This window comes from Mixta gaviniae (assembly GCF_002953195.1).
Taxonomy (GTDB): Bacteria; Pseudomonadota; Gammaproteobacteria; order Enterobacterales; family Enterobacteriaceae; genus Mixta; species Mixta gaviniae.
The window spans coordinates 1486712-1513374 of sequence record NZ_CP026377.1; the positions used below are offsets into that span (position 1 = coordinate 1486712).

Here is a 26663-nt window from a genome sequence, read left to right on the forward strand (position 1 = left end):
ATGTTATTGATGTAAAAACTTCAACAGCTCTTCTGCGGTAACGGCTGATGAGGTGGGGTTCTGGCCGGTGATCAGATGCCCGTCGGTAACGGCAAAAGCGCCCCAGTCCGCAGTACGCTCAAACTGTCCGCCCTGTTTTTTCAGCTCATCCTCTACCAGGAAAGGCACTACGTCGGTCAACCCGACGGCCTGCTCCTCGCTGTTGGTGAAGCCAGTCACCCGTTTGCCCGCCACCAGCGGCGTGCCGTCCGGCTTTTTCACATGGCGCAGCACGCCGGGAGCATGGCAAACCGCTGCCACCGGCTTGCCGTTGGCAAACAGATTCTCGATCAGCGCGATGCTGTGCTTATCCTCGGCCAGATCCCACAGCGGGCCGTGACCGCCCGGATAAAATACCGCGTCGAACTTGCTGCCATCAATGGTTTCAAGACGTTGCGTATTGGCCAGCGCCTGCTGCGCGGCGACATCCTGACGAAAGCGCGCAGTATCGTGCGTCTGGGCGTCCGGCTCGTCACTTTTCGGATCGAGCGGCGGCTGGCCGCCCTGCGGCGACGCCAGCACCACGCTGATACCGGCATCTTTAAAGATGTAATAGGGCGCGACAAACTCTTCCAGCCAGAAGCCGGTTTTCTTGCCGGTTTCACCCAGTTTGTCGTGGGAGGTTAACACCATCAAAATTTTCATTACTGCTCTCCCGGTTGATCTGCGGCGACCCGAACCACCAGCTTGCCGAAGTTTTTCCCTTCCAGCATGCCGGTAAAGGCTTCCGGCGCGTTCTCCAGGTCGTCAACGATATGTTCACGGAATACCAGACGATCTTCCGCGACCCACTGGCTCATCTGACGGAAAAATTCGTCAAAACGATCGCCGTAATCCTGATTGATGATAAAGCCCTGCACCCGCAGCCGCTTACGCAGAATGGCGCTCTGCAACAGCGGCAGATGATCGCGTCCTTCCGGCAGGTCGGTGCTGTTATAGTCGGCGATCAGGCCGCAGACCGGGATGCGCCCTTTGGTGTTCATCAGCGGCAGCACTGCGTTAAACACGTTGCCGCCGACATTTTCGAAATAGACATCGATGCCGTCAGGGCAGCGCTGTTTCAGCTGATCCGCCAGATCCGCCTGCCGATGGTCGACGCAATGGTCGAAACCGAGGGTCTCGGTGGCGTAGCGGCACTTTTCTGCACCGCCGGCGATGCCGACGACCTTACAGCCCTTCAGCTTCGCAATCTGTCCGACCACCGAGCCGACGGCGCCGGTTGCGGCAGCCACCACCACGGTTTCGCCCGGCTGCGGATTGCCGATATCCAGCAGTCCCATATAGGCGGTAAAGCCGGTCATGCCCAGCAGGCTCAGCCCCCAGGAGGGATGGTCCAGCACCGGGCCTTGCAGTTTGACCAGGCCCTTGCCGTCCGACAGAGCGTAATCCTGCCAGCCGCTCTGACTGACGACCCAGTCGCCCGGTTGATAGTCGGCATGCTGCGACTGTTCGACAATCGCCACCGTGCCGCCGCCCAGCACATCGTCGACGGCGAAAGGTTCGACATAAGAGGGCGCGTCGCTCATGCGGCCGCGCATATAGGGGTCGAGCGATAAATAGACCGTGCGCAGCAGCAGCTGGCCTTCGCCGGGCGTCGGCACCGGCTGCGTATCGATGCGGAAGTTCGCTTCGGTCGGCGCGCCGTGCGGGCGCGAGGCCAGGATCACGCGGCGGTTGCGCTCTTTTTGCTGTGGCATAACTTTCTCCTTTGCTAACGGGGGGATGTTAAAAGCGTAGTGCATCACACCGCGGCGCGCTCAGAGGCTCCCGACGCTTATGCCGGCAAAAAGAGTTCGGGGCGATCCAGCGCCGCCTGAATGGCGTGGGTCAGCCGCGCCAGCTGCGCGGCATCGATCACATAGGGCGGCATCAGGTAGATCAGTCGGCCGAAGGGGCGGATCCAGACGCCCTGATCGACGAAAAAGCGCTGAATGGCAGCCATATTGACCGGCTGCCGGCTCTCAATAACGCCGATGGCGCCCAGTACGCGCGCATCCGCCACCTGCGGATGGGAGGCCAGCGGCAGCAGTGCCGTGCGCAGCTGCTGTTCAATTGCCGCCACCTGCGTCTGCCAGCCGCCTTCCTGCAAGATCGCCAGGCTGGCGTCCGCCACCGCGCAGGCGAGCGGGTTGCCCATAAAGGTAGGGCCGTGCATAAAGCAGCCCGCCGCGCCGTTGCTGATGGTATTGGCCACTTCGCGCGTGGTGAGGGTAGCGGAGAGGGTCATGGTGCCGCCGGTCAGCGCTTTCCCCAGGCAGAGGATATCGGGCGCGATACCGGCATGGTCGCAGGCGAACAGCTGGCCGGTGCGGCCGAAGCCTGTCGCGATCTCATCCGCGATCAGCAGAACCTGATGACGGTCGCATAACTCGCGCACCCGCTGCAGATAGCGTGGATGATAAAAGCGCATTCCGCCCGCCCCCTGTACCACAGGCTCCAGGATCACTGCGGCGATGCCGCCCGCGTGCGCTTCTATCAGCGCGGCGAACGCGGCGATATCCGCCTCATCCCAGCTGTCATCGAAACGGCGCTGCGGCGCCGGCGCAAACAGGTGATTCGGCAAATAGCCCTGCCACAGGCTGTGCATGGAGTTATCAGGATCGCAGACCGACATGGCGGAAAAGGTATCGCCATGATAGCCGCGCCGCAGTGTCAAAAAGCGCTGCCGCCGCTCGCCGCGCGCCTGCCAGTATTGCAGCGCCATCTTCATCGCCACTTCCACCGCCACCGAGCCGGAATCCGCGAGGAAAACGCACTCCAGCGGCGCGGCCGTCATCGCCACCAGACGGCGACAGAGCGCCACGGCGGCAGGGTGGGTAATGCCGCCGAACATCACGTGCGACATCTGCGCCATCTGCGTTTGCAGCGCCTGATTAAGGCGCGGGTGGTTATAGCCGTGGATCGCCGCCCACCAGGAAGACATGCCGTCCACCAGCTGGCGGCCGTCGGCCAGCTGCAGGTGAACGCCCTGCGCGCCGACCACCGGATAACAGGGAAGGGGTTCGCTCATGGAGGTGTAGGGGTGCCAGATATGGTCGCGGTCAAAGGCGAGATCGTCGGAAGTCATGATCACTTGTAAACCAAAAAGAAAAGATTTAGTTTACAAGCATAATCGGGTTCCACAATAAAAACGACACTTTTTGGAGTAAGCAATGGCGATGCGCTGGACGCTGGCAGAGGCTCAGGCCCTGTTCAATAAACCTTTTCTCGAACTGATGTTTGAAGCGCAGCAGGTACACCGACAGCACTTCGATCCGCGGCAGGTGCAGGTCAGCACGCTGCTGTCGATCAAGACTGGCGCCTGCCCGGAAGACTGCAAATATTGCCCGCAGAGCGCCCGTTACAAAACCGGTCTGGAGTCGGAGCGCCTGATGGAGGTGGAAGAGGTGCTGGCCTCGGCGCGTAAAGCGAAGGCGGCGGGTTCATCGCGTTTCTGCATGGGCGCGGCGTGGAAAAACCCCAATGACCGCGATATGCCGTACCTTGAGAAAATGGTGCAGGGCGTGAAAGAGATGGGGATGGAAACCTGTATGACGCTGGGCACCCTGAGCGACGCGCAGGCGCAGCGGCTGGGCGAAGCTGGCCTCGATTTTTACAACCACAACCTTGATACCTCGCCGGAGTTTTACGGCAATATCATCACCACCCGCACCTATCAGGAGCGTCTCGACACGTTGGATAAGGTGCGCGGAGCGGGGATTAAAGTCTGCTCCGGCGGCATCGTCGGTCTTGGCGAAGAGGTGAAAGATCGTGCGGCGCTGCTGGTGCAGCTGGCGAACCTGCCGACGCCGCCGGAAAGCGTGCCGATTAATATGCTGGTGAAGGTCAAAGGCACGCCGCTGGCAGAAAATGAAGATGTCGACCCATTCGATTTTATCCGCACCATCGCGGTGGCGCGCATTATGATGCCCACCTCCCATGTGCGCCTCTCCGCCGGGCGCGAACAGATGAGCGAGCAGACCCAGGCGATGTGCTTTATGGCCGGCGCCAACTCCATTTTCTACGGCTGCAAACTGCTGACCACGCCGAACCCGGAAGAGGACAAAGATCTGCTGCTGTTCCGTAAGCTGGGCCTCAACCCGGAACACACCCACACCCGCGCGGGCGACAACGAACAGCAGCAGGCGCTGGCGCAGCAGCTGGTTAACGCCGATACCGCGCACTATTACAACGCGGCGCCGTAATGAGCTGGCAACATCGCATCGCTGAGGCGCTGCAGGCGCGTCAGCAGCAGCAGCGTCTGCGCCAGCGCAGCCTGCTACTGCCCGACGGCGCGGGCTGGGTGCGGCATGAAGGAGAGCGCTACCGCAACTTTGCCGGCAACGACTATCTCGGGCTGAGCGATGATGCGCGCATTGTTCATGCCTGGCAGCAGGGGGCGGCACGCTACGGCGTCGGCGCCGGCGCTTCCGGGCATGTGACCGGCTATCTGCAGCCCCATGCGGCGCTGGAGAGGGCGCTGGCGGAGTGGCTCGGCTATCCCTGCGCGCTGTTGTTTAACGCCGGCTACGCCGCCAACCAGGCGGTGATCGGCGCGCTGGCGGCGCAGGGCGATCGTATTCTGGCGGATAAGCTGTCGCACGCTTCGCTGCTGGAGGCCGCCAGCCTCAGCCCGGCCACCCTGCGGCGCTTCGCCCATAACCAGCCGGAAAGCCTGCATCGACTGCTCGCTTCGCCTGCCGGGGGCGACACGCTGGTGGTAACCGAAGGGGTATTCAGCATGGATGGCGACAGCGCGCCGCTGAGCGCGCTGCATCAGCTGACGCAGCAGGCGGGCGGCTGGCTGCTGGTGGATGACGCGCACGGCATCGGCGTACAGGGCGAACAGGGGCGCGGCAGCTGCTGGCAGCAGGGCATCAGGCCGGAATTGCTGATCGTCACTTTCGGTAAGGCGTTCGGCGTCAGCGGCGCGGCGCTGCTGTGCGATCGGTCCACCGCCGACTATCTGCTGCAGTTCGCCCGTCATCTGATTTACAGCACTGCGATGCCGCCCGCGCAGGCGGAAGCGCTGCGCGCGGCCCTTGAGGCGGTGCGGCAGGGCGACGATCTGCGCGCCCGGCTGGTGGAAAATATTGCCCGTTTCCGCCACGGCGCGCAGCAGCTGGGCCTGGCGTTGACGCCATCGACCACCGCCATCCAGCCGCTGATCGTCGGTGACGACGCGCAGGCGCTCGCCCTCGCCAGCGCGCTGCGCCAGCGTGGCTGTTGGGTGACGGCGATCCGGCCGCCGACGGTGCCGCCCGGCACGGCACGGCTGCGCATCACCCTCACGGCGCGCCATACGGCGGAGGATATCGACCGGCTGCTGGAGGCGCTGCATGAAGCCCTGGGGCAGGTTGTCGGAGGCGTAGCATGACGCAGAGGGTGAATAAGCAGGCGGTCGCCCAGGCGTTTGGCCGGGCGGCGGACGGCTATGAACGCTACGCCGATTTCCAGCGCTACAGCGGCGAACGGTTGATGGCGTTGCTGCCGCCGTCCGCCGCCGGCACAGTGCTGGATGCAGGCTGCGGCACCGGCTGGTTCAGTCGGCGCTGGCAGCAGCAGGGGCATCGGGTGATTGCGCTCGATCTCTCGTCGGGCATGCTGGCGCAGGCGCGCCGTGACGCTTCGGCGCAACACTATCTGCTGGGCGACATTGAGGCGCTGCCGCTGCGGCGGCACAGCGTCGATATCAGCTGGAGCAACCTTGCGGTGCAATGGTGTGACAGCCTGGCGCAGGGGATCCGCGAACTGCACCGGGTGACGCGTCCCGGCGGCCGGGTGCTGTTTTCCACCCTGGCGGACGCTTCGCTGCATGAGATGCGCAGCGCCTGGCAGGCGCTGGATAACTACCAGCACGTAAACACCTTTTTATCCGAGGCGGCGATCCGCCAGGCGTGCGGCAAGCTGGCGCTGCGGCTGGAAAGCGAAACGGTGACGCAGCACTTTCCCGATGTGCTGAGCGCGCTGCAATCGCTGAAAGGCATCGGCGCCACCCATATTCATCAGGGGCGCGCCAGCGGCCTGTTGACCCGTCAGCGGCTGCTGCAGCTGCAGCAGCGCTGGCCGCAGGATGCGCAGGGCTATCGCCTCTCTTACCAACTGATTACCGGAGTGATTGATTGTGAGTAACTGCTGGTTTCTGACCGGAACCGATACTGAAGTGGGAAAAACCGTAGTCAGCAGCGCGCTGCTGCAGGCGGCGGCGCGCGCAGGCTTTACCACCGCAGGCTATAAGCCGGTAGCCTCGGGCAGCGAGATGACGCCGGACGGCATCCGCAACGGCGACGCGCTGGCGCTGCAGCGCAACAGCAGCCTGCCGCTGCGCTATGAAGAGGTGAATCCGCTGGTGTTCCTTGAACCCACCTCGCCGCACATCGTCAGCGCCGACACCGGTCAGCCGATCGCCTTTTCGCGTCTCTCCGCCGGGCTGGATGCGCTACGGGCAAAAGCGGAATGGGTGCTGGTGGAAGGGGCGGGCGGCTGGTATACGCCGCTCTCAGAGCAGCAGACCTTCGCCGACTGGGTGAAGCAGGAGCGGCTGCCGGTGATTCTGGTCGTGGGCATTAAGCTGGGCTGCATCAACCACGCGTTGCTGACGGCGGAGGCGGTGCTGAATGCCGGGCTGCCGCTGGCGGGTTGGATCGCGAACGATATCCAGCCGCCGGGCAAACGGCATCAGGCCTATCTGGCGACGCTGCGTCAGCGCCTGCCCGCGCCGTTTCTCGGCGAAATCCCTTTTCTGGAGGATGTCGAAAGCGACAGGCTGGGCGACTATCTGCGTCTGCCGGAAGGCACTAGCTGACCGCCAGCCATTTATCCAGCACCGACTCATCCAGCTCCGCAACGTGGCCCTGCGCCACGTTGCGTCCATGATGCAGCAGCAAAAAGTAGTCCGCCACGCGGCGAATAAACGAAACGCGCTGCTCCAGCAGCAGGATGGTCAGGCCAAACTCGTGGTTCAGGCGGTGCAGCAGATTGCCGGTCTCCTCCTCCAGCCACGGCGACATCCCTTCCGTCGGCTCATCCAGGATCAGCAGGCGCGGCTGCAGCGTCAGGGCTCTGGCCAGCGCCAGCTGCTGCTGCAGCTCCGGCGGCAGTTCGCCGCTGCGTTGATGACGCCGCCGCCACAGCGTCGGAAACAGGTCGCTCACCAGCGGCGGCAGGGTGCAGTGACGATCGTCCTGACCGGCCAGCAGCGCGATAAGTAAATTCTCTTCCACGCTGAGCTGGGAGAAGATCTGTCTTCCCTGCGGCACATAGCCGATGCCCAGCCGCGCGCGTTTGTCCGCCGGCTGCGCCAGCAAATCCTCCGGCGGCGAACCATCCTGCTGCCACATCATGCTGCCGCTGTTGATCGGCAGACGCCCCATAATGCAGTTCACCAGCGTGGTTTTCCCCATCCCCGGCTGGCCGATAATGCCGGTGCAGGTGCCGGGCGGCAGATCGAGATCGACATCCCACAGGATATGGTTTTTACCGTAGAACTGATTAACCGAACGTAAACTCAGCATCTGATACTCTCCTTCCGTACTTGTCACATCATTCTGTCGGGCGGCCCGCTTTTTAGCGGGTCGGCCACAGGCGTCGGCGAGTCATATCACCGTTCCTTTCCGCGATCGGCGCATTCACAGAAGGACCTGCCTTTCTTGCAATCCGCAGGCCAACAGCCAGCGGCAAAATAAAAAAGCGCATGGCGGATAGCGCAGGGGCGGAAAAATTGGTCAGCGTTGCTTAACAATTTACGCCGGGAACAGATCCGCTGCACTTTTGTGGTGCCGCTCAGGCGGCGCTTATGGTGCAGAGGGGCCAGCATAAGGCAGGAAAATTTATTAATAACGGATTGACGCGGGCGAGGAAAAAGTTTCGACATCGCCGGAGCGCATGGGGAAATGGCTGCAAATCAGAAGCGGTCAGGCTGCAAAAAGGCGAAAAAAAAATATTTCATTCCTGTTACGCTGCCGGGAGGAATTTTATCCATCCCCGATGTTGCGGGGCCTGTAAACAGTTATCCACCATTCCTGTGGATAACCATGTGCATTACCGAGTGAAAACAACGTGCAGACCAGAGCGGGCGCGGCTTTTTCCTGAACTGGCGGTAAACTGGACTTTATTTATATTCACTTTATTTTCAGCAAGTTAATTAAAATCAAGCCTGCCGCTGCGCGCGCTTTTTTCCATGGTCGCTTTTACGCTGCGCCTATTGACAAATGTTAAAGGATCACATTGGCTGGGGATAACATTGCACCTCTTAATATTATCGCTGTGTAATGATAAGCCTTAAAATCTCTGCTTTGCCTTTTTCGTGCGGATCGGGCAAAATAACTGATTATTTATCCAGTATCCCGCGCTGGAAAAATCATCGAAGCGGAGTAAAATTACCATCCTGTCCGTGCAATTCTTCAGCAGAGATCTTCATAATGAGTAAAGCTTTTAAACTTAACTCCGCCTTTCAGCCCTCTGGCGACCAGCCTGAGGCGATACGCCGTCTGAAAGAGGGGCTTGAGGACGGTCTGGCGCACCAGACGCTGCTGGGGGTAACCGGCTCAGGGAAAACATTCACCGTCGCCAACGTGATCGCCGATCTTAACCGGCCCACCATGGTGCTGGCGCCGAACAAAACGCTGGCCGCCCAGCTCTATGGCGAGATGAAAGAGTTCTTCCCGGACAATGCCGTTGAGTATTTCGTTTCTTACTACGACTACTATCAGCCTGAAGCCTACGTGCCCAGCTCCGACACCTTTATCGAAAAAGACGCCGCGGTAAACGAACATATCGAACAGATGCGTCTTTCCGCCACCAAAGCGCTGCTGGAGCGGCGTGACGTGATTGTGGTGGCATCGGTCTCGGCCATTTACGGCCTGGGCGATCCCGATCTTTACCTGAAAATGATGCTGCATCTGTCGCGCGGCATGATCATCGACCAGCGCAGTATTTTGCGTCGTCTGGCCGAGCTGCAGTACAGCCGCAACGATCAGGCTTTTCAGCGCGGCACCTTCCGCGTGCGCGGCGAGGTGATCGACATTTTCCCTGCGGAATCGGACGATATCGCCCTGCGCGTCGAGCTGTTCGATGAAGAGGTGGAGCGGCTCTCACTGTTCGATCCGCTGACCGGCCAGGTGGATTCGGTGGTGCCGCGTTTCACCATCTACCCGAAAACCCACTACGTCACCCCGCGCGAGCGCATCGTACAGGCGATGGAAGAGATCAAGCTGGAGCTGGCCGATCGCCGCAAAAACCTGCTGGCTAATAACAAGCTGCTGGAAGAGCAACGCATCACGCAGCGCACCCAGTTCGACCTGGAGATGATGAACGAGCTGGGCTATTGCTCCGGCATCGAGAACTACTCGCGCTATCTCTCCGGGCGCGGGCCGGGCCAGCCGCCGCCGACCCTGTTTGACTACCTGCCGGCTGACGGCCTGCTGGTGGTGGATGAGTCGCACGTGACCATTCCGCAAATTGGCGGCATGTATCGCGGCGACCGCGCGCGCAAAGAGACGCTGGTGGAATATGGCTTCCGCCTGCCGTCGGCGCTGGATAACCGTCCGCTGAAGTTTGAGGAGTTCGAGGCGCTGGTGCCGCAGACCATCTACGTCTCGGCGACGCCGGGCAACTATGAGCTGGAAAAATCGGGCGACGAGATCATCGACCAGGTGGTGCGTCCGACCGGCCTGCTGGATCCGATTATCGAGGTGCGTCCGGTGACCACCCAGGTGGACGATCTGCTGTCAGAAATCCGCAAACGCGTGGCAATCAACGAGCGTGTGCTGGTGACGACGCTGACCAAGCGCATGGCGGAAGATCTGACGGAATATCTGGAGGAGCATGGCGAGCGCGTGCGCTACCTGCACTCCGATATCGATACCGTCGAGCGTATGGAAATTATCCGCGACCTGCGCCTGGGCGAGTTCGACGTGCTGGTAGGCATCAACCTGCTGCGTGAGGGGCTGGATATGCCGGAAGTGTCACTGGTGGCGATCCTTGACGCTGACAAAGAGGGCTTTCTGCGTTCCGAGCGCTCGCTTATCCAGACCATCGGCCGCGCGGCGCGTAACGTCAACGGCAAGGCGATCCTCTACGGCGATAAAATCACGCCTTCCATGGCGCGCGCCATCAGCGAAACCGAACGCCGTCGCGAGAAGCAGACCGAGTACAATACCGAGCATGGCATCGTGCCGCAGGGCCTGAACAAGAAAATCACTGATATTCTTGAACTGGGCAAGAGCGCTACCAAAGGGAAAACGCGCGGCAAACCGGCAAGCCGCAGCGTAAGCGAAGCGGAGGCGAGCTATATGGCGCTGACGCCGCAGGCGCTGCAGAAGAAAATCCATCAGCTGGAAGGGCAGATGCAGCAGCATGCGCAGAATCTGGAGTTTGAAGAGGCGGCACAGGTGCGCGATCAGCTGCACGAGCTGCGCGAACTCTTTATCGCCGCCTCGTAAGGCGAGCAGGGCCCTGACGGGCGGGCGGCGTTAGCCGAGCGCCTGCAGCGCCTGCTCCAGCGCCAGACGCAGCAGCTGGCGGTCGTGGCGGTAGGGAATATCGGCCGCTTCCAGCGGCTGCTGCACAATCAGACGGTCCTGTACTCCCTGCGTATCGACGCGCGGGCCGACCACCACCGCGTCGATCACTTTTTTGCCAATCGTCTCTTCCATGATCGCCAGCTTATCCTCCAGCCGCAGCGCGGCGGCGGCCGGGCTAAGTTCGCGGCCCAGGTTGCCAATGAAAATCAGCGGCGCGTGGGTACGGCGCAGCGCCTGCGCCATCTCCTCCATCAGCAGCACCGGCATCAGGCTGGTGAAAAAGCTGCCTGGCCCCATCAGGATCAGATCCGCTTCGGCCACCGCTTCAATCGCCTCGCGCGTCGGCGACACGTTGGGATGCAGCATCAGCTCCTGCGGCGCCTGCGTCAGCGTGTCGATCGCCGTTTCGCCATACACCATATTGCCTTCGCTGTCGGTCGCCACCAGATCGACCGGCTGCTCCGACATCGGGATCAGAAAGGCGTCCACTTTCAGCATATTGCGGATCAGGTTAATCGCCTCCAGCGGGCGTACGCTGAGGTGATCCAGCGCCTTCAGCATCAGGTTGCCAAGGTTATGGCCCGCCAGCTCGCCGTTGCCGGTAAAGCGATATTCAAACATCGCCGAGGCGACGCCCGGCTCGGTGATCAGCTGGTTCAGACAGTTACGCATATCGCCCCAGGCGATGCCCCCTTCCGAACGTCGGATGCGTCCGGTCGAGCCGCCGTTGTCAGTGGTGGTGACGATGCCGGTCAGCCGTGAGCCGAGGGGGGCGAGGGCGGACATGACGCGGCCCAGACCGTGGCCGCCGCCGAGAGCGACCACCCGATCCAGATCCGCAAGGGTACGATTACGCATAACTCTCCTGACAGTGAATAACGCCGACGGATGTCAGCCAGGCACAGAATAATGGTTTCTCGCCCCGTTTAACACTCTCCGCCGCCGCCCGGCGCGTCGGACGGCGGTAGTACAACAAAGAGAAGCGGCTTATTGCAATCATCGTTCGCGCCTCGTTTAAGGTATATAGCGGCCAGGCAGAGGGAACGTGCAGCGATCGTGCAGGAAAAGGCGGTAAAATATCGGTATATATTAATTTATATAACGAAATTGGCCGTGGCATGCCCTGACAATTAGCGCTACTATTTGTCGGTTCCTGTTTAACAGGCAAAACCACACTCAAGCCTTTGCGCCTACGTCATCTGATACGGGGCACTGGCCGCAGCCGCGAGCTGCCAGGGTGCAGAAAGAAATGACTGCATCTCCCATTTGGAAAGGTGTTCTGGTGAACCAATTTACTGATTCCTATGCGCGCAAGTTCTATTACTTGCGTTTGTCGATCACGGACGTGTGCAATTTCCGTTGCACTTACTGTCTGCCTGACGGCTATAAGCCGCAGGGCGCGACCAATAAAAGCTTTCTCTCCCTTGACGAAATTCGCCGCGTCACGCGTGCGTTCGCCAGCGCCGGCACCGAAAAAGTGCGCCTTACCGGCGGCGAGCCGAGCCTGCGCCGCGATTTTGTCGATATCATCGCCGCAGTGCGCGAAAACCCCGGCATCCGCCAGCTGGCGGTGACCACCAACGGCTACCGCATGGCGCGCGATGTGGCGCGCTGGCGCGAAGCCGGCCTGACCTCCATCAACGTCAGCGTCGACAGTCTTGACGCTCGTCAATTCCACGCCATCACCGGCCAGGATAAATTTCACCAGGTGATGCGCGGCATCGATGCCGCCTTTGAGGCGGGATTCAGCAAGGTCAAGGTCAACAGCGTACTGATGCGCGACGTCAACGATCGCAGCCTGCAGACCTTTCTTGACTGGATCCGTCATCGTCCCATTCAGCTGCGTTTTATTGAGCTGATGGAGACCGGCGACGGCGGCGATCTGTTTAAACGCCACCATATTTCCGGCGAGATCATTCGCGATCGGCTGATTATGCAAGGCTGGCAGCGCCAGCTACGCGACCGCAGCGACGGCCCGGCGCAGGTGTTCCGCCACCCTGACTATCAGGGCGAAATCGGTCTGATCATGCCCTATGAGAAGGATTTCTGCGCCAGCTGCAACCGCCTGCGCGTTTCCGCTGTCGGCAATTTGCATCTCTGCCTGTTCGGCGATGGCGGCGTGCCGCTGCGCGACCTGCTGGCCTCCGACGCGCAGCAGGATGAGCTGCAGGCGCGCATCGCCGCCAGCCTCGGCCGCAAGAAGCAGACGCACTTCCTGCATCAGGGCAATACCGGCATCACGCAGAATCTCTCATTTATCGGCGGCTAACCTGGAGGAAAGCATGGGCAAAGCCACTCAGGAATTTCAGGCGACGCGGATTGCGGTACTGACCGTTTCCGACCGTCGCGAGGCGCACGACGACACCTCAGGCGACTATCTGCGCGAAGCGGCAACGGAGGCGGGCCATCAGGTGCTTGACCACGCGATTGTTGCTGACAACCTTTACCGCATCCGTGCGGTGGTTTCCAGCTGGATTGCCAGCGACGATATTCAGGTGATCCTGATTAACGGCGGCACCGGCTTTAACAGCAAAAACAGCACGCCAGAAGCGTTGTTGCCGCTGTTCGACCGGGAGATCGAAGGCTTTGGCGAAGTGTTCCGTATGCTCTCCTGGGAGGAGATCGGTTCCGCGACGCTGCAGTCGCGTGCCGTCGCCGGGATGGCCAACCAGACGCTGATCTTCGCCATGCCGGGTTCGACTTCCGCCTGCCGCACCGCCTGGGAGCGCATTATCTGTGAGCAGCTGGATGCCCGTACGCGTCCCTGCCAGTTCGTTTCACATCTGAAAAAAGCGTAACTATGTCGCAATTAACCCACATTAATGCCGCCGGCGAGGCGCATATGGTCGACGTTTCGGCCAAGGCGGAAACGCTGCGCGAAGCGCGCGCGGAAGCGTGCGTCGTAATGGCGCCCGCCACGCTGCAAATGATTATCGAAGGGCGTCACCATAAAGGGGACGTCTTTGCTACCGCGCGCATCGCCGGCATTCAGGCCGCGAAGCGTACCTGGGAGCTGATCCCGCTCTGCCATCCGCTGATGCTGAGCAAAGTTGAAGTGGAACTGACCGCCGAGCCGGAAAAAAACCGCGTGCGCATCGAGTCGGTTTGCCGCCTCACCGGCAAAACCGGCGTCGAAATGGAAGCGCTGACCGCCGCCTCGGTGGCCGCGCTGACCATCTACGATATGTGCAAAGCGGTGCAGAAAGATATGGTGATTGAATCGGTGCGCCTGCTGCAGAAAAGCGGCGGCAAATCGGGCGATTTTCAGGCGGTGGATCATGATTAAGGTACTGTTCTTCGCCCAGGTGCGCGAGCTGGTGGAGACCGCCGCGCTGTCGCTGACGGCAGAGTACGCCACGGTCGAAGAGTTGCGGACGGCACTGGCCGCGCGCGGCGATCGCTGGGATCTGGCGCTCACTCCGGGCAAGCTGCTCGCCTCGGTCAATCAGACGCTGGTGTCGCTGCAGCACCCGATTCAGGATGGCGACGAGGTGGCGTTCTTCCCGCCGGTAACCGGAGGCTGATATGACGACCCGTATTCGCGTCGGCCAGCCGCCGTTCAGCGTGGCCGACGAGTACCAGTGGCTTTCCGCCAGTAATGAAGATGGCGCGATAGTCACCTTTACCGGCAAAGTGCGCAATCATAACCTGGGCGATAACGTCTCCGCCCTGACGCTGGAGCATTATCCCGGTATGACGGAAAAGGCGCTGGCGGAGATCGTCGGGGAAGCGCGTACGCGCTGGCCGCTGCATCTGGTCAGCGTTATCCATCGCGTTGGGGCGCTTTTTCCCGGTGATGAGATCGTGTTTGTCGGCGTGAGCGCCGCGCACCGCGGCGCGGCTTTTGAAGCGGCCGAGTTTATTATGGACTACCTGAAAACCCGCGCGCCGTTCTGGAAACGGGAAGCGACGCCGCAGGGCGACCGCTGGGTTGAGGCGCGCGACAGCGATCGGCAGGCCGCCGGCCGCTGGGATTAAGGGGTTTTATGGCGCTTCGTCTGTTCTGAGGGGCCGAATTCGGTGTCGCCGTGCGCATGCTCGCCGCCGCCCTTAACGCGCTGCAGCTGAATGGGATCGCCATTCTGCCAGGCGTTGGCCCCTTTAACTACCGGGTTGGCGACGATATCGGCGCGCTCCTGACGCATTTTACGGCTGTCGATGCCGAAACGCGCATCGCGATCTTTCAGCAACCGCTGATCGAGCTGGCCGTCGGCGGTAAAGCCCATCATCAACGCCGGAATACCGAACGGCAGGGTTTTATCGCGGTCGGTGTGCCAGGTGTGCCAGGTTTTCCCGTAGGTGTTCACCAGTTTGGTCATCAGCGCTTTATCCGCCGTGTCCGGCAGGCCCGGCGCCACCAGCGTGCCTGATTTCACCTCATAGCTGTGGCTGTGCCACAGTTTTTTCTCTTCCGGCGGCAGGGTTTTAAACAGCCGCTCGCTGATAATATATTCCACCCCCATCAGACGCGCGTCGCGCGTGTTGCCATCATAAATCAGCGCCTGCATCACATCGTCGTTCAGGATGGTGACATAGTGGTGCGCTTCCATCTGGCCGTTTTTATCGCCGCTGTAAAAATGGAAGCCATCGAGGTAAGCGTTGATGGCGTCAATCGGCGGACGCGACTGCAGCGCGGCGGCACCGGTATCAAGAAGCTTCATTTTTGCTGATGTCGGGGCGCCTGGGGTCTGCACCTGCGCAGGGGTATTGTTTGCGCCGCAGCCGGCAAGCATCAATGCTGAAAGCGCCGGCAACCATAACTTTTTCATTCTTTACTCCGGTAATAACAATTAACAATTCTTAACGTTAGCGTAAATTCGGAAAAGTGAAAGGCGGCGGGGCGAGGTAACGGGCAGCGGGGCAAAACTGGCAATTTTTCGCGTCAGTGGGTAAGGTGCGCTTATTCTCATCAGACTCAGGGACAGGTATGTCATTTCAGCGTTTCCGCTTACTCCCGCTCGTCGCGCTGCTGGCGCTGGCGGGCTGTACCAGCAAACAGCCACAGACGCCGCAGCAAACGCCGCAGCAGGTGCAGGCGCGCGTGATAAAGCTGATGCCCGCCGACGTGCGGCAAAAAGCGGACTGGGCCGGCGATATCGCCACCGCCTTCCGCACGCAAAAGATTGAGCCCAGCGACAGCCATATCTGCGCGGTGATCGCCGTCGCCGATCAGGAAACCAATTTTAACGCCGATGCGCCGGTGCCCGGCCTGCCGAAAATCGCCTGGGGCGAGATCGACAAACGGGCGGCGCGGCTGCATATTCCGGCCTTCCTGGTGCGTACCGCGCTGATGATTAAGTCACCCAACGGCCGCAGCTATGCCGACCGGCTCGATAGCGTGCGCACCGAAAAAGAGCTGAGTGCCGTCTTCGATGATTTTATCAATATGGTGCCGATGGGGCAGACGCTGTTCGGCAATCTCAATCCGATCCATACCGGCGGGCCGATGCAGGTCAGCATCGCCTTTGCCGAAGCGAACGCGCAGGGCTACCCGTGGCCGGTTGAAAACAGCATCCGTCAGGAGGTGTTTACCCGGCACGGCGGCATCTGGTTCGGGGTGAAACATCTGCTGGGCTATCCGGCGAACTACAGCGCGCCGCTTTATCGCTTCGCCGACTTCAACGCCGGCTGGTACGCCAGCCGCAACGCGGCGTTTCAGGCAGCGGTGGCGCGCGTCACCGGCATGAAGCTGGCGCTGGACGGCGATCTGATTCTGTATGGATCCGATAAGGCGGGCGCCACCGAACTGGCGGTGCGTACCCTCGGCGCACAGCTGGATATGAGCGATCGCGCCATTCGCCGCGATTTGGAGAAGGGCGAGAAGCCCGATTTCGCCGAGAGCGCCCTCTGGAAGCAGGTATTCACGCTGGCGGATAAGCAGGCGGGACGTCGGCTGCCGCGCGAGATGCTGCCCGGCATTGCGCTGGAAAGCCCGAAAATCACCCGCAAACTGACCACCGCCTGGTTCGCCCAGCGCGTCGACAGCCGCTATCAGCAATGTATGGCGCGCCGGTAAAAAAAAAAACCTGATTTTTTCAGGGGCGTTATGTTGTTACGCGTGCGGCTCCAGCTGGAAGGTGGAAACGGTCTCCGCCAGCTGACGTGCCTGATCTTCCAGCGAGGCGGCGGCGGCGGACATCTCCTGCACCAGCGCGGCGTTCTGCTGCGTGACGCCATCCATCTCATTGACCGCCACGCTTACCTGGCTGATGCCCAGCGACTGCTCATCGGATGCGTTCACAATCTCATCAATGATTGACTGCACCGCCGAGACTGATTCAGTCATCGCCTGCATGGTTTGGCCGGTTTCGTTAACCAGCGAAACGCCACTACTGACGCGCGCTGCCGACTCTTCAATCAGCGCGGAGATCTCTTTTACCGCGTTGGCGGAACGCTGCGCCAGGTTGCGCACTTCAGAGGCGACCACCGCGAAGCCGCGTCCCTGCTCCCCGGCGCGCGCTGCCTCTACCGCCGCGTTAAGCGCGAGGATATTGGTCTGGAAAGCGATACTATTGATCATGCTGGTGATATCGCCGATTTTACGTGAGCTTTCGTCGATCTGGCCCATGATCTCCACGACCTGACGCACCAGCGTCTCGCCGCGCTGCGCCACCGCTGTCGCGTTGCCGGTGAGGTTAGTCGCATGATGGGCGTTATCGGCGTTGAGCTTCACCGTGGCTGTCAGCTGCTCCATGCTGGCCGCCGTCTCCTGCAGAGCGGACGCCTGCTGTTCGGTACGCGAGGAGAGATCCAGGTTGCCGCTGGCGATTTCGCTGGCGCCGCTGCGCACCGAGGCGCTGGCGGTCATGATCTCGCCGACCATATTGCGCAGCTGCTGTTGCATGGTCTGCATGGCGTAAAAAATACTCTGGCTGTCGTTGGTCTGTACGCTGATCGGCCGGCTCAGGTCGCCCTGTGCCACCGCCAGCGCCAGGCTGGCGGCCTCTGCCGGCTCGCCGCCGATGGGGCGGGCAATTTTACGGGTGAAAATCAGCCCCAGCACGCCGCACACCACGACGATGCTTACCAGCATCAGCACCAGCGCATGAACCAGCTGACGGTTCGCCGCCGCCATCACTTCGCTGACCGGCGCGACAATCGCCAGTCGCCAGGGGGTGCCGCTGTTGCCGACGTTAATCGGCTGCCAGCTGATTAACGCTGCCTCTTTCAGCCAGGCATCCTGCTGCTCCTGCACGCCCGCCGCGCTGTTTTGCGCTCCTGTCCAGGCTTTGCCCGCCTGCGACGCATCGGGACCGGCGATAACTTTACCGTCATTCGACAGCAACAGCGCATAGCCTTTGCCCTGCCAGGGTTTGATGGCGCTAATCGCTTTTTGCAGCGTCGCCAGTGAGAAATCGGTGGTAACTGAGCCTTTAAACTGGCCGTCTACCACGATCGGCGCGGCGATTGAGGTCAGCATGACGTCGACGCCGTTATAGGGATAAAGATAAGGTTCGAGGATCACCTCTTTCATTCGCTGACGCGGCAGCAGATAGTAATCGCCGCTGCCCGCCTTTTCATAGTCGGTCAGGTTGTGCAGCGCAGGGCGGCCCGCTTCGCGCGCGACGTAACGTACGTAACGTCCGGCGGGATCCTGATCCGGCTGCCCGGCAAAGGTGGCATCTTTGCCGTCGAAGGCATTGGGTTCAAAGGCCAGCGACATCGAGAGGAAATCGCCGTGGGCGTTAAGCGTATCGACCAGCAGCCGATCCAGCGCACGCCGCTCGCTCAGGCCCGCCTCATGCAGGCTCCACGCGCCGGTGGCGAGCGCGCGCGCCGCATGCAGCGCACCGTCGAAACGGTTCTGGACCTGTTGGGCGTTGGCTTGGGCGATCTGCTGCAGGTAATCCTGCGCCAGCTGGCGTTGCTGTTGACGCGACTGGCTGCTCAACAAACCGATGGTCAGCATAAAACCAAGGGAAATAGTCAGCATGCCGCTGATCAGCATCAGCGTACGGGTGCGCATTTTGCGCCTGGTGGTCAGTGAATGAGACATGAAATTCCCCGGCAAGGTCAAAAGTAAAAAGACCTCCTGTCAGCGAATCTCCTTCTGCTCAGGTTATCGGCTACGCAGCGCACAAACTTTATACGCCGCAGCGGAAAGGGCGGATATCGACAGAGAAATAGCCTAACCGGCCAGATCTATGCCACACTTGTAGAACATATTTTTCACACAATCAGGGGGATATATGGATCGATTTCCACACTCTCAGGACACTATCGTGCAGCGCGCCGGCACCGGCCTGCAAACGTATATGGCGCAGGTTTATGGCTGGATGACCTGCGGCCTGCTGCTTACGGCGTTTATTTCCTGGTACGCCGCCAATACGCCAGCGGTGATGGAGCTGGTTTTTGCTAACCGAATGACCTTCTTCGGGCTGGTGATTGCTCAGCTGGCAGTGGTGTTTGTGCTGTCGGGGCTGGTGCATAAGCTCAGCGGGGCATTAGCGACAGCACTCTTTATGCTCTATTCGGCGCTGACCGGCCTGACGCTGGCCAGCATTTTTCTGGTTTATACCTACTCTTCTATCGCCAGCACCTTCTTCGTGACCGCCGGCATGTTCGGCGCCATGAGTTTCTGGGGCTACACCACCAAGCGCGACCTGAGCAAAATGGGCAGCATCCTGTTTATGGCGCTGATTGGCCTGCTGCTTGCTTCGCTGGTTAACTTCTGGCTGAAAAGCCCGGCGCTGATGTGGGCGATTACCTATATCGGCGTGCTGGTGTTCGTCGGCCTGACCGCCTATGACACGCAGAAGCTGAAAGCGATTGGCGAACAGATTGACGTGCGTGATAAGGAAAATCTGCGTCGCTACTCCATTATGGGCGCGCTGACGCTCTATCTCGACTTTATCAACCTGTTCCTGATGCTACTGCGCATCTTCGGCAACCGCCGTTAATTGACCCATCGCAGTGAAAAGGCCGATCCCAGGATCGGCCTTTTTTATGGGCGCAAAGTAAACGGCTATCGCCTGAAAGAGAAACGTCTGAGCCGCATAATGCACGCCACAAACGGGCATAAAATGTCAGGCGCAGGGATTCAGAGAAGAGCATAACCATCCACTAAAAGAAAACGCCTGAGCCGCATAACGCGTGCCGCAAACGGGAACAAATCTTAAGGCGTAGTGATTCAGAGAAGAGCATAACCATCTACTAAAAGAGAAACGCCTGAGCCGCATAACGCGTGCTGTAAACGGGCATAAAACGTCAGGCGCAGGGGTGCAGAGAAGAGCATAACCATCCACTAAAAGAAAACGCCTGAGTCGCATAATGCGTGCCGCAAACGGGCACAAATCGTAAGGCGCAGGGGGTTCAGGCCGGAGAGTAAAGCGTCCCGCGCCAGGGATGGCGCGGGCCGAGCATGTCAGGGATGACGGGGTTTGCGTCTTTACGATCGGCCTGAACCCCCGGCGCGGGCGCCGGACGCCGGGCGCCGGACACGACTTAGCGTGAAGGTTAGCGAAAGTCGCGTTCTTCCCGGTGCGCCGGGCACCGGACGCGACTTAGCGTGGGGTTTAGCGAAAGTCGCGTCCTTCCCTTAGCCGTCAGCGCGCCTGCGGCTAACGGCCAATAACGGCGCTACACCCCTTTGCCGCGCGGCTCGGACAACAACGCCCCTGACTCACCGGCCTGCGCATCAGCCCGATGCGCGTCAGACAACTGCCGCTCGGCGTGCGCGTCGTCCTGCCGATGCGCATCATCCTGCTGCTGCATCTTACGCTCATTTTTCTGACGCAAATGCTTCGCACGGCTCTCCAGCCACAGATACAGCACCAACGCCAGCAACAGCGGCAGAATAAAATAAAGCACGCGATAGGCGAGCAGGGCGGCAATAATCTCGCCGTGCGTCGCATGCTCCCCGCGCAGCAGTGCCAGGAACACCGCCTCCAGCACGCCGATACCTGCCGGAATATGAATAATCACCCCGGCAATACTACTGATCAACAGCACGCCCAACACCACCGGGTAATCCACCTTCTGCCCCAACAGCAGCCAGATAATCATCCCCATCACCATCCAGTTGGCGCAGGAAATGGCAAACTGAAACAGTGCCATACGCAGCGAAGGCAGCGCCAGCTTCTGCCCGCGGATCGTCCAGCGACGCCGTTTGGAAAAGGCACAGGCCGCCAGATAAACCACCACCAGCAACGCCAGCAGCCCGCCGATCAGCCGCAGCGTCCCTTCGCCGATAAACCAGCCCGGCGGAATTGGCACCATCCCGGCGGTAAACAACACCCCCGCCAGCAAAATGTAGCCAAGCCAGTTGGTGGCGATACTCAGCGAAAAAATCCGGGTAATGGTACTGCCGCTCAGGCCCAGCCGCGAATAGAGCCGGTAGCGCATCGCTACGCCGCCGACCCAGGTACTAAGCGTCAGGTTAAAGGCGTAACAGATAAACGACACCAGCATCACCTGCCGCTTCGCCAGCTTATGACCGCAATAGGCGCGGCCGATCAGATCGTAACCGCCGTAAGCGAGATAGCTGATAATCACCAGCCCCACTGCGCTAAGGATGGCGACGCGGTTATAGTTAACGATAACTTCCCACACATCTTCCCAGTTAACCTTGCGGGCGTAGACCACCAGTAACACCACCACGGCGATAAAAAATAGCCAGGTCAGGATCTTCTTGGCCAGTTTCCATTTTGGATGAACTTTTGACATCAGGATTTGACTCCCTGTTTATCGGTATCGACGCGGTCCTGCGTTTCCAGCTCCGGCTGCACCGGCGGCGCCACCTGCTTTACTTTGGGCGTATGGGCAGGTAGCCAGCCGGCGATGGCGGGGAAGTGGCGCAGAAAATGGAAAACGATCACGCTCTTGCTCAACTGCAGCCAGGTGCGCTTCGGCAGCTTATTCTCCTGCACGCGCACGCAATCCTCCTGCAGCAGGCGCTCCAGATTATCGCGCAGCGTCTGATTAAACTGGCGGTCATGAATAATCAGATTGGCTTCCAGATTCAGCGACAGGCTCAGCGGATCCAGATTGCTGGAGCCGACCGTCGCCCACTGCCTGTCCGCCACCGCCACCTTGCCGTGCAGCGGGCGGCGAATATATTCGTAAACCTCGACGCCGCCCTCCACCAGATAGTTGTAAAGCAACTCGGCACCGACCTTCACAATCGGCATATCCGGCTCGCCCTGCACAATCAGACGTACCCGCACCCCGCGCTGGGCAGCATTTTTCATTTCACGCAGCAGACGGTAGCCGGGGAAAAAGTAAGCGTTGGCGATAATCACATCTTCTTTGGCGTTATCCAGCATCTCCAGATAGTGTTGCTCGATATCGTCGCGATGCTCATCGTTATCGCGATAAACGAACAGCGCCTGCGCATCGCCCGGCTTCTGGTTCACCGCCGGACGGTGCGAACGATGGCCCCACCAGCGATGGGTATTCGCCTCGCTGCCGATCGCCTCCTGCACGAACCGCCCGATATCATCGACAATCGGCCCTTTCACCTCAATGGCGTAATCCTGCTTCGCCTCCGGGCCGAAATCGGTGTTGTGTTCCGCCGAGAAATTGATGCCGCCGACAAAGGCGATCACGCCATCTACCACCACAATCTTGCGGTGCAGACGGCGGAACAGGTTGGTGCGCATGCCCATCACCAGCGGACGCGGGTCGTAATAGAGGAAACGCACCCCCGCCGCGGTCAGGCTGGAGACAAACTCATCCGACAGATCGGGCGAGCCGTAGCCGTCCACCATCATCTCGATTTTCACCCCGCGCTGCGCTGCGGCCAGCAGCTCGCGATGCAGCGCGTTGCCGACATCGTCCTCAAACAGAATAAAAGTCTCCAGCAGCACGCTATGCTGCGCCCGCTGGATCGCGCCGAATACGCGCGGGAAAAATTGTTCACCGTTCTCCAGCAGCTGAATACGGTTGCCGTCGCGCCAGCTCATCGTCATAAATGGATCTCCACGGCCAGCGGCGCATGATCGGAAAGATGCGACCATGGCCGCACAGGTAATGCCCAGGGCTGACTCACTTCCGCGTTGCGCACATAGATACGATCGAGACGCAGCACGGGAAAACGCGCCGGGAAGGTGCGCGCAGGACGGCCATGTTTAACGCTAAAGACCTCATCCAGATTGGCGCAGCGCTTCAGCATCTTATTGGCGCGCGTTTGCCAGTCGTTAAAATCACCCGCCACCACCAGCGGCGCATCGGCGGGAATATCAGCGATCATTTCGCACATCATCTTCATCTGCGCCTCGCGGTGCGCGTCGCGCAGACCGAGATGCACGCACATCACATGCAGCACCCGATCGCCCTCCGGCAACTGCAAACGGCAGTGCAGCACGCCGCGCTTTTCCGTCCCGGCGACGGAGATATCGCGGTTTTCATAATCAATGATGGGAAAGCGCGACAGCACGGCGTTGCCGTGATGGCCTTCAGGGTAGACCGCATTGCGTCCATAGGCGTAATCGTTCCACATCGTGTCGGCCAGGAACTCGTAGTGGGGCGTATCGGGCCAGTTTTCCACCTGCATCGGATGGACGGCGTGCGTGCCCATCACCTCCTGCAGAAAAACGATATCGGCGGAGGTCGCGCGTACCGCTTCGCGCAGCTCCGGTAAAATAAAGCGCCGGTTGAAACTGGTGAAACCCTTATGTGTATTAATTGTCAGGACTTTAAAGGAAAATCCTTGCGCTTTTTGTGACATACTGGGGGCGCTCTCCTTTTTGTTTTGATTTCCGATAAAGTGTAGTCTTTGTCACAAAAGGGCGCTGACTTCCGCTGCGATTTGCGGCATTGTCTGAAATTTGCGTTACATTGAGGGGATTCGTCACCGGCTCTGCCGGCAACTTGGGCAGCGTTCGGACGCTGCCGGGAGAAGAGGATGAAATGGTTTAACCGTATACAGATTGCGACCGGCCAACCCTGCCTGCATATCTCTTTGCATCTGATGATGTTTGTCGCCCTGATTTGGGGCTGGCGGGAGAGGGCGTTGGTGGAAGTAAGCAGCGTACTGGTGGCCGCCTACGCCGCGGTATTTATCGCTATGCTGCTGACGCAGCGTATTCCGCGGCTGCGTCGGGTGGGTGACTTTTTAGAGGAGATCACCACAACCTATTACTTCGGCGCCGCGATGCTGGTGCTGTTTTTGGTGTCCCGCCTGTTGCATAACAACCTGCTGCTGGCCTGTCTTGGCCTGGTGATGCTGGTGGGACCGGCGCTGGTGTCGCTGTTGGTCAAAGCGCCGACGCCGCGCGTGGAAAAGAAACGCAGCTAAACAAAGCCTGCTGCAAAGGGTCGGGGCCGCCATGCGCGGCCCCGTTTTTATTGCACGACGCGCGCTTTTTACGCCAGCAGCGGCGCGCCGCTATCCCCACGACGCGTAAACTGTTACACTGATCTCATTACGCACCGTAGTTTGTGCCCTTTCAACCGCTTGCTCAACAAGCGTCATGATCTCCCCCCTGGAAACTGCACCGTTAACGACGGTCAGGGTGGAACCGGAGTTGAACCCCTATGTCTTTTGATTCTCTCGGCCTTAACGCCGATATTTTGCGTGCCGTTGCCGAGCAAGGCTATCGCGATCCTACCCCTGTACAGCGTCAGGCGATCCCTGTGGTACTGGAAGGTCGCGATCTGATGGCCAGCGCCCAGACCGGCACCGGTAAGACCGCCGGCTTTACCCTGCCGATCCTGCAGCTGCTGAGCGCCAAAGCGCAGCCGGCGAAAGGCCGTCGCCCGGTACGCGCGCTGATCTTAACCCCGACGCGCGAGCTGGCGGCGCAGATCGGCGAAAACGTGAGCGACTACAGCAAATACCTTAACCTGCGTTCGCTGGTGGTCTTCGGCGGCGTCAGCATCAACCCGCAGATGATGAAGCTGCGCGGCGGCGTCGATCTGCTGGTGGCGACGCCGGGTCGTCTGCTCGATCTGGCGCAGCAAAACGCGGTCGATCTCTCCCACGTAGAGATGCTGGTGCTGGATGAAGCGGACCGCATGCTCGATATGGGCTTTATCCACGACATCCGTCGCGTGCTGGCGCGTCTGCCGGCCAAACGCCAGAACCTGCTTTTCTCCGCTACTTTCTCCGACGAGATCAAAACCCTCGCCGAGAAGCTCCTGGATAACCCGAGCCAGGTAGAAGTCGCGCGCCGCAATACCGCTTCCGAGCAGGTGACGCAGCACGTTCACTTCGTGGATAAAAAGCGCAAGCGGGAACTGCTGTCGCTGATGATCGGTCAGGGCAACTGGCAGCAGGTGCTGGTCTTTACCCGTACCAAGCACGGCGCCAACCACCTTGCCGAACAGCTGAATAAAGATGGCATCACCGCCGCCGCCATTCACGGCAACAAGAGCCAGGGCGCGCGTACCCGTGCCCTGAGCGATTTCAAAAGCGGTCAGATCCGCGTGCTGGTGGCAACCGATATCGCCGCGCGCGGCCTGGATATTGAAGAGCTGCCGCATGTCGTGAACTACGAGCTGCCTAACGTGCCGGAAGATTACGTTCACCGTATCGGCCGTACCGGCCGCGCGGCGGCAACCGGCGAAGCGCTTTCGCTGGTCTGCGTGGACGAGCATAAGCTCCTGCGCGATATCGAACGTCTGCTGAAGCGTGAAATTCCACGTATGGCGCTGCCGGGCTTTGAGCCGGATCCGAGCATCAAAGCGGAACCGATCGTGAACGGCCGTCAGCAGCGCGGCGGCAATGGCGGCGGCGGTGGTCGCAGCCAGGGCGGACGCGGTCAGTCCGCGCGCGGCCAGGGCGGCGATCGGCCGGCCGGCCAGCGTCAGAGCGCGTCCGGTGAGCGTCAGCCGCGCCGCACCTCTGGCGAAGGCAACGCGCCGCGCCGCAGCGGCGAAGGCAATGCGCCGCGTCGCACATCTGGCGAAGGCGCGCCATCGCGTCGTCTCTCCGGCGATCGCGACGGCAGCCAGCCGCGTCGTCCTTCCGGCGAGCGCAGCGGCCAGCGTTCATCGCGTCCGCGCAGCGATAAGCCTGCCGGCAATCGTTAATCGCATCTCACGACGGCAACAGACGGTCACCCCTGCGGTGGCCGTTTTTTTTTGCTGCGCCGGCGTCATAAAGCGCGCGTCGGCGATGTTCAGCGCGGCGCAAAAGGCGTAAACTTGCGCGTCATTTTTTTCAAAGGGTGTACTCATGCGGGTGTTACTGGCGCCGATGGAGGGGGTTCTCGATTCGCTGGTGCGCGAATTACTGACCTCGGTAAACGATTACGATCTCTGCATCACCGAGTTTTTGCGCGTGGTGGATCAGCTGTTGCCGGTAAAATCGTTTCTGCGCCTCTGTCCGGAACTGCAGCAGCAGAGCCGCACCTCCAGCGGCACGCTGGTGCGGGTGCAGCTGCTGGGCCAGCATCCGCAGTGGTTGGCGGAGAACGCCGCCCGCGCGGCAGATCTCGGCTCCTGGGGCGTCGATTTAAACTGCGGCTGCCCCTCGAAGCTGGTCAACGGCAGCGGCGGCGGCGCCACGTTGCTGAAAGATCCGGAATTGATCTATCGCGGCGCGAAAGCGATGCGCGAGGCGGTGCCCGCCCATTTGCCGGTAACGGTTAAAGTGCGTCTGGGCTGGGATTCCGGCGACAAGCGCTTCGAGATCGCCGATGCGGTGCAGCAGGCGGGCGCCAGCGAGCTGGTGGTACATGGCCGCACCAAAGAAGAGGGCTATCGCGCCGAATGCATCAACTGGCAGGCGATCGGCGAAATCCGTCAGCGCCTGCGTATTCCGGTGATCGCCAACGGCGAGATTTGGGACTGGCAGAGCGCGCAGCAATGCATGGCGCAGACCGGCTGCGACGCAGTGATGATCGGCCGCGGCGCACTGAACGTGCCTAATCTTAGCCGGGTGGTGAAATATAACGAGCCGCCGATGCCCTGGCCGCAGGTGATGGCGCTACTGCATCGCTATACCCGCCTGGAGAAGCAGGGGGATACCGGTCTGTATCACGTGGCGCGCATTAAACAGTGGCTCGGCTATCTGCGTAAGGCCTATCCGCAGGCGGACGGCCTGTTCACCACCGTGCGCACGCTGAAAACCTCGCCGGCGATCGCGGCGGCGATCGACCGCCATTGCGAGCAGGCGATGGCGTAACGCTGTTTTGTAACATTATGATAAAAAGGACGCGTCGCTGACGGGCCTGTCGT

At 60.6% G+C, this 26663-nt stretch carries 25 protein-coding genes and 1 riboswitch; of the genes, 15 read left to right on the forward strand and 10 right to left on the reverse strand.

Going from position 1 to position 26663, the window contains the following annotated elements:
* Window positions 1-3 precede the first annotated feature (3 nt).
* The 3 genes from C2E15_RS06920 to bioA form a co-directional block, all read right to left on the reverse strand.
* On the reverse strand, window positions 4-684 hold the full coding sequence (locus tag C2E15_RS06920) for a type 1 glutamine amidotransferase domain-containing protein (RefSeq protein WP_104956713.1): 681 nt from the start codon (window positions 682-684) through the stop codon (window positions 4-6).
* Window positions 684-1736 (reverse strand): NADP-dependent oxidoreductase, encoded by a 1053-nt coding sequence (locus C2E15_RS06925; RefSeq protein WP_104956714.1) that lies wholly within the window; start codon window positions 1734-1736, stop codon window positions 684-686. The genes C2E15_RS06920 and C2E15_RS06925 overlap by 1 nt, the downstream gene beginning before the upstream one ends.
* 77 nt (window positions 1737-1813) lie before the next feature.
* Window positions 1814-3106: an adenosylmethionine--8-amino-7-oxononanoate transaminase gene (bioA, locus tag C2E15_RS06930; RefSeq protein ID WP_104956715.1), complete on the reverse strand. Its 1293-nt coding sequence runs from the start codon at window positions 3104-3106 to the stop codon at window positions 1814-1816.
* An 85-nt stretch (window positions 3107-3191) separates the two neighbouring features.
* Here bioA and bioB point away from each other — a divergent pair, with 85 nt between their 5' ends.
* Genes bioB through bioD form a run of 4 tightly spaced genes read left to right on the forward strand, consistent with a single transcriptional unit; the run spans window position 3192 to window position 6823 of the window.
* Window positions 3192-4223 carry a biotin synthase BioB gene (gene bioB / locus C2E15_RS06935; RefSeq protein WP_104956716.1) on the forward strand — a complete coding sequence of 344 codons (1032 nt, stop codon included), beginning with the start codon at window positions 3192-3194 and terminating at the stop codon, window positions 4221-4223.
* A complete protein-coding gene (gene bioF, locus C2E15_RS06940) occupies window positions 4223-5395 on the forward strand; it encodes an 8-amino-7-oxononanoate synthase (RefSeq protein ID WP_104956717.1) in 1173 nt (390 codons plus the stop codon). Before bioB ends, bioF begins: the two co-directional genes overlap by 1 nt.
* Window positions 5392-6150, forward strand: a complete 759-nt coding sequence (gene bioC / locus C2E15_RS06945; RefSeq protein WP_104956718.1) for a malonyl-ACP O-methyltransferase BioC — start codon at window positions 5392-5394, stop codon at window positions 6148-6150. Before bioF ends, bioC begins: the two co-directional genes overlap by 4 nt.
* Window positions 6143-6823 (forward strand): dethiobiotin synthase, encoded by a 681-nt coding sequence (bioD, locus tag C2E15_RS06950; protein WP_104956719.1) that lies wholly within the window; start codon window positions 6143-6145, stop codon window positions 6821-6823. Before bioC ends, bioD begins: the two co-directional genes overlap by 8 nt.
* Here bioD and C2E15_RS06955 read toward each other — a convergent pair.
* Window positions 6816-7532: an ABC transporter ATP-binding protein gene (locus C2E15_RS06955; protein ID WP_104956720.1), complete on the reverse strand. Its 717-nt coding sequence runs from the start codon at window positions 7530-7532 to the stop codon at window positions 6816-6818. The two genes, bioD and C2E15_RS06955, sit on opposite strands and share 8 nt — an antisense overlap.
* A gap of 906 nt (window positions 7533-8438) precedes the next feature.
* Here C2E15_RS06955 and uvrB point away from each other — a divergent pair.
* Window positions 8439-10460 carry an excinuclease ABC subunit UvrB gene (gene uvrB / locus C2E15_RS06960; RefSeq protein WP_104956721.1) on the forward strand — a complete coding sequence of 674 codons (2022 nt, stop codon included), beginning with the start codon at window positions 8439-8441 and terminating at the stop codon, window positions 10458-10460.
* A 30-nt stretch (window positions 10461-10490) separates the two neighbouring features.
* Here uvrB and C2E15_RS06965 read toward each other — a convergent pair whose 3' ends face one another.
* Entirely contained in the window at window positions 10491-11399 is a 909-nt protein-coding gene (locus C2E15_RS06965; protein ID WP_104956722.1) for a gluconeogenesis factor YvcK family protein, read from the reverse strand.
* 303 nt (window positions 11400-11702) lie between these two features.
* Window positions 11703-11834, forward strand: a riboswitch (molybdenum cofactor riboswitch).
* On the opposite strand from C2E15_RS06965, the gene moaA reads away from it, so the two are divergent.
* The 5 genes from moaA (at window position 11821) to moaE (ending at window position 14519) form a co-directional block, all read left to right on the forward strand.
* The gene (gene moaA / locus C2E15_RS06970; protein WP_167391912.1) at window positions 11821-12810 is read left to right on the forward strand and encodes a GTP 3',8-cyclase MoaA; all 990 of its coding nucleotides are present in this window, start codon (window positions 11821-11823) and stop codon (window positions 12808-12810) included. Its footprint overlaps the riboswitch before it by 14 nt.
* A 13-nt stretch (window positions 12811-12823) precedes the next feature.
* Entirely contained in the window at window positions 12824-13339 is a 516-nt protein-coding gene (gene moaB, locus C2E15_RS06975) for a molybdenum cofactor biosynthesis protein B (RefSeq protein WP_104956724.1), read from the forward strand.
* Between the two features lie 2 nt (window positions 13340-13341).
* Window positions 13342-13827: a cyclic pyranopterin monophosphate synthase MoaC gene (moaC, locus tag C2E15_RS06980; protein ID WP_104956725.1), complete on the forward strand. Its 486-nt coding sequence runs from the start codon at window positions 13342-13344 to the stop codon at window positions 13825-13827.
* Complete coding sequence (gene moaD / locus C2E15_RS06985; RefSeq protein WP_104956726.1) at window positions 13820-14065, forward strand: molybdopterin synthase sulfur carrier subunit; 246 nt, start codon at window positions 13820-13822, stop codon at window positions 14063-14065. Before moaC ends, moaD begins: the two co-directional genes overlap by 8 nt.
* 1 nt (window position 14066) lies before the next feature.
* Entirely contained in the window at window positions 14067-14519 is a 453-nt protein-coding gene (moaE, locus tag C2E15_RS06990) for a molybdopterin synthase catalytic subunit MoaE (protein ID WP_104956727.1), read from the forward strand.
* Here the strand turns inward: moaE and C2E15_RS06995 are convergent.
* Window positions 14516-15310, reverse strand: a complete 795-nt coding sequence (locus C2E15_RS06995) for an OBAP family protein (RefSeq protein ID WP_104956728.1) — start codon at window positions 15308-15310, stop codon at window positions 14516-14518. The two genes, moaE and C2E15_RS06995, sit on opposite strands and share 4 nt — an antisense overlap.
* Window positions 15311-15468: 158 nt before the next feature.
* Here C2E15_RS06995 and C2E15_RS07000 point away from each other — a divergent pair, with 158 nt between their 5' ends.
* Window positions 15469-16557: a DUF1615 domain-containing protein gene (locus C2E15_RS07000; protein WP_104956729.1), complete on the forward strand. Its 1089-nt coding sequence runs from the start codon at window positions 15469-15471 to the stop codon at window positions 16555-16557.
* A 36-nt stretch (window positions 16558-16593) separates the two neighbouring features.
* Here the strand turns inward: C2E15_RS07000 and C2E15_RS07005 are convergent, their stop codons facing one another.
* Entirely contained in the window at window positions 16594-18537 is a 1944-nt protein-coding gene (locus C2E15_RS07005) for a methyl-accepting chemotaxis protein (protein ID WP_104956730.1), read from the reverse strand.
* A gap of 193 nt (window positions 18538-18730) precedes the next feature.
* On the opposite strand from C2E15_RS07005, the gene C2E15_RS07010 reads away from it, so the two are divergent.
* Window positions 18731-19441, forward strand: a complete 711-nt coding sequence (locus C2E15_RS07010; RefSeq protein WP_104956731.1) for a Bax inhibitor-1/YccA family protein — start codon at window positions 18731-18733, stop codon at window positions 19439-19441.
* A gap of 679 nt (window positions 19442-20120) precedes the next feature.
* On the opposite strand, the gene C2E15_RS07015 is transcribed toward C2E15_RS07010, so the two are convergent.
* Genes C2E15_RS07015 through C2E15_RS07025 form a run of 3 tightly spaced genes read right to left on the reverse strand, consistent with a single transcriptional unit; the run spans window position 20121 to window position 23208 of the window.
* Complete coding sequence (locus C2E15_RS07015; protein ID WP_104956732.1) at window positions 20121-21206, reverse strand: lysylphosphatidylglycerol synthase domain-containing protein; 1086 nt, start codon at window positions 21204-21206, stop codon at window positions 20121-20123.
* On the reverse strand, window positions 21206-22450 hold the full coding sequence (gene clsB, locus C2E15_RS07020) for a cardiolipin synthase ClsB (RefSeq protein WP_104956733.1): 1245 nt from the start codon (window positions 22448-22450) through the stop codon (window positions 21206-21208). Before clsB ends, C2E15_RS07015 begins: the two co-directional genes overlap by 1 nt.
* Window positions 22447-23208 carry an endonuclease/exonuclease/phosphatase family protein gene (locus C2E15_RS07025; RefSeq protein ID WP_104956734.1) on the reverse strand — a complete coding sequence of 254 codons (762 nt, stop codon included), beginning with the start codon at window positions 23206-23208 and terminating at the stop codon, window positions 22447-22449. Before C2E15_RS07025 ends, clsB begins: the two co-directional genes overlap by 4 nt.
* Before the next feature lie 177 nt (window positions 23209-23385).
* Here C2E15_RS07025 and C2E15_RS07030 point away from each other — a divergent pair, with 177 nt between their 5' ends.
* From C2E15_RS07030 to dusC, 3 genes are all read left to right on the forward strand, one after another.
* A complete protein-coding gene (locus C2E15_RS07030) occupies window positions 23386-23778 on the forward strand; it encodes a YbhQ family protein (protein ID WP_104956735.1) in 393 nt (130 codons plus the stop codon).
* A gap of 239 nt (window positions 23779-24017) precedes the next feature.
* Window positions 24018-25514: an ATP-dependent RNA helicase RhlE gene (gene rhlE / locus C2E15_RS07035; RefSeq protein ID WP_104956736.1), complete on the forward strand. Its 1497-nt coding sequence runs from the start codon at window positions 24018-24020 to the stop codon at window positions 25512-25514.
* Window positions 25515-25659: 145 nt separating this feature from the next.
* A complete protein-coding gene (gene dusC, locus C2E15_RS07040) occupies window positions 25660-26610 on the forward strand; it encodes a tRNA dihydrouridine(16) synthase DusC (RefSeq protein ID WP_104956737.1) in 951 nt (316 codons plus the stop codon).
* The last annotated feature ends 53 nt before the right edge of the window (window positions 26611-26663 follow it).

What these genes read in the sequence shown, in the direction of transcription:
- C2E15_RS06920 (WP_104956713.1), bottom strand. Translation starts at nt 684, where the DNA reads ATGAAAATTTTGATGGTGTTAACCTCCCACGACAAACTGGGTGAAACC.
- C2E15_RS07010 (WP_104956731.1), top strand. Translation starts at nt 18,731, where the DNA reads ATGGATCGATTTCCACACTCTCAGGACACTATCGTGCAGCGCGCCGGC.
- C2E15_RS07015 (WP_104956732.1), bottom strand. Translation starts at nt 21,206, where the DNA reads ATGTCAAAAGTTCATCCAAAATGGAAACTGGCCAAGAAGATCCTGACC.
- C2E15_RS06925 (WP_104956714.1), bottom strand. Translation starts at nt 1,736, where the DNA reads ATGCCACAGCAAAAAGAGCGCAACCGCCGCGTGATCCTGGCCTCGCGC.
- bioC (WP_104956718.1), top strand. Translation starts at nt 5,392, where the DNA reads ATGACGCAGAGGGTGAATAAGCAGGCGGTCGCCCAGGCGTTTGGCCGG.
- rhlE (WP_104956736.1), top strand. Translation starts at nt 24,018, where the DNA reads ATGTCTTTTGATTCTCTCGGCCTTAACGCCGATATTTTGCGTGCCGTT.
- C2E15_RS07000 (WP_104956729.1), top strand. Translation starts at nt 15,469, where the DNA reads ATGTCATTTCAGCGTTTCCGCTTACTCCCGCTCGTCGCGCTGCTGGCG.
- uvrB (WP_104956721.1), top strand. Translation starts at nt 8,439, where the DNA reads ATGAGTAAAGCTTTTAAACTTAACTCCGCCTTTCAGCCCTCTGGCGAC.
- dusC (WP_104956737.1), top strand. Translation starts at nt 25,660, where the DNA reads ATGCGGGTGTTACTGGCGCCGATGGAGGGGGTTCTCGATTCGCTGGTG.
- C2E15_RS06965 (WP_104956722.1), bottom strand. Translation starts at nt 11,399, where the DNA reads ATGCGTAATCGTACCCTTGCGGATCTGGATCGGGTGGTCGCTCTCGGC.
- C2E15_RS07025 (WP_104956734.1), bottom strand. Translation starts at nt 23,208, where the DNA reads ATGTCACAAAAAGCGCAAGGATTTTCCTTTAAAGTCCTGACAATTAAT.
- moaE (WP_104956727.1), top strand. Translation starts at nt 14,067, where the DNA reads ATGACGACCCGTATTCGCGTCGGCCAGCCGCCGTTCAGCGTGGCCGAC.
- moaB (WP_104956724.1), top strand. Translation starts at nt 12,824, where the DNA reads ATGGGCAAAGCCACTCAGGAATTTCAGGCGACGCGGATTGCGGTACTG.
- C2E15_RS06995 (WP_104956728.1), bottom strand. Translation starts at nt 15,310, where the DNA reads ATGAAAAAGTTATGGTTGCCGGCGCTTTCAGCATTGATGCTTGCCGGC.
- bioF (WP_104956717.1), top strand. Translation starts at nt 4,223, where the DNA reads ATGAGCTGGCAACATCGCATCGCTGAGGCGCTGCAGGCGCGTCAGCAG.
- C2E15_RS07030 (WP_104956735.1), top strand. Translation starts at nt 23,386, where the DNA reads ATGAAATGGTTTAACCGTATACAGATTGCGACCGGCCAACCCTGCCTG.
- moaC (WP_104956725.1), top strand. Translation starts at nt 13,342, where the DNA reads ATGTCGCAATTAACCCACATTAATGCCGCCGGCGAGGCGCATATGGTC.
- clsB (WP_104956733.1), bottom strand. Translation starts at nt 22,450, where the DNA reads ATGACGATGAGCTGGCGCGACGGCAACCGTATTCAGCTGCTGGAGAAC.
- bioB (WP_104956716.1), top strand. Translation starts at nt 3,192, where the DNA reads ATGGCGATGCGCTGGACGCTGGCAGAGGCTCAGGCCCTGTTCAATAAA.
- C2E15_RS07005 (WP_104956730.1), bottom strand. Translation starts at nt 18,537, where the DNA reads ATGTCTCATTCACTGACCACCAGGCGCAAAATGCGCACCCGTACGCTG.
- moaD (WP_104956726.1), top strand. Translation starts at nt 13,820, where the DNA reads ATGATTAAGGTACTGTTCTTCGCCCAGGTGCGCGAGCTGGTGGAGACC.
- C2E15_RS06955 (WP_104956720.1), bottom strand. Translation starts at nt 7,532, where the DNA reads ATGCTGAGTTTACGTTCGGTTAATCAGTTCTACGGTAAAAACCATATC.
- bioA (WP_104956715.1), bottom strand. Translation starts at nt 3,106, where the DNA reads ATGACTTCCGACGATCTCGCCTTTGACCGCGACCATATCTGGCACCCC.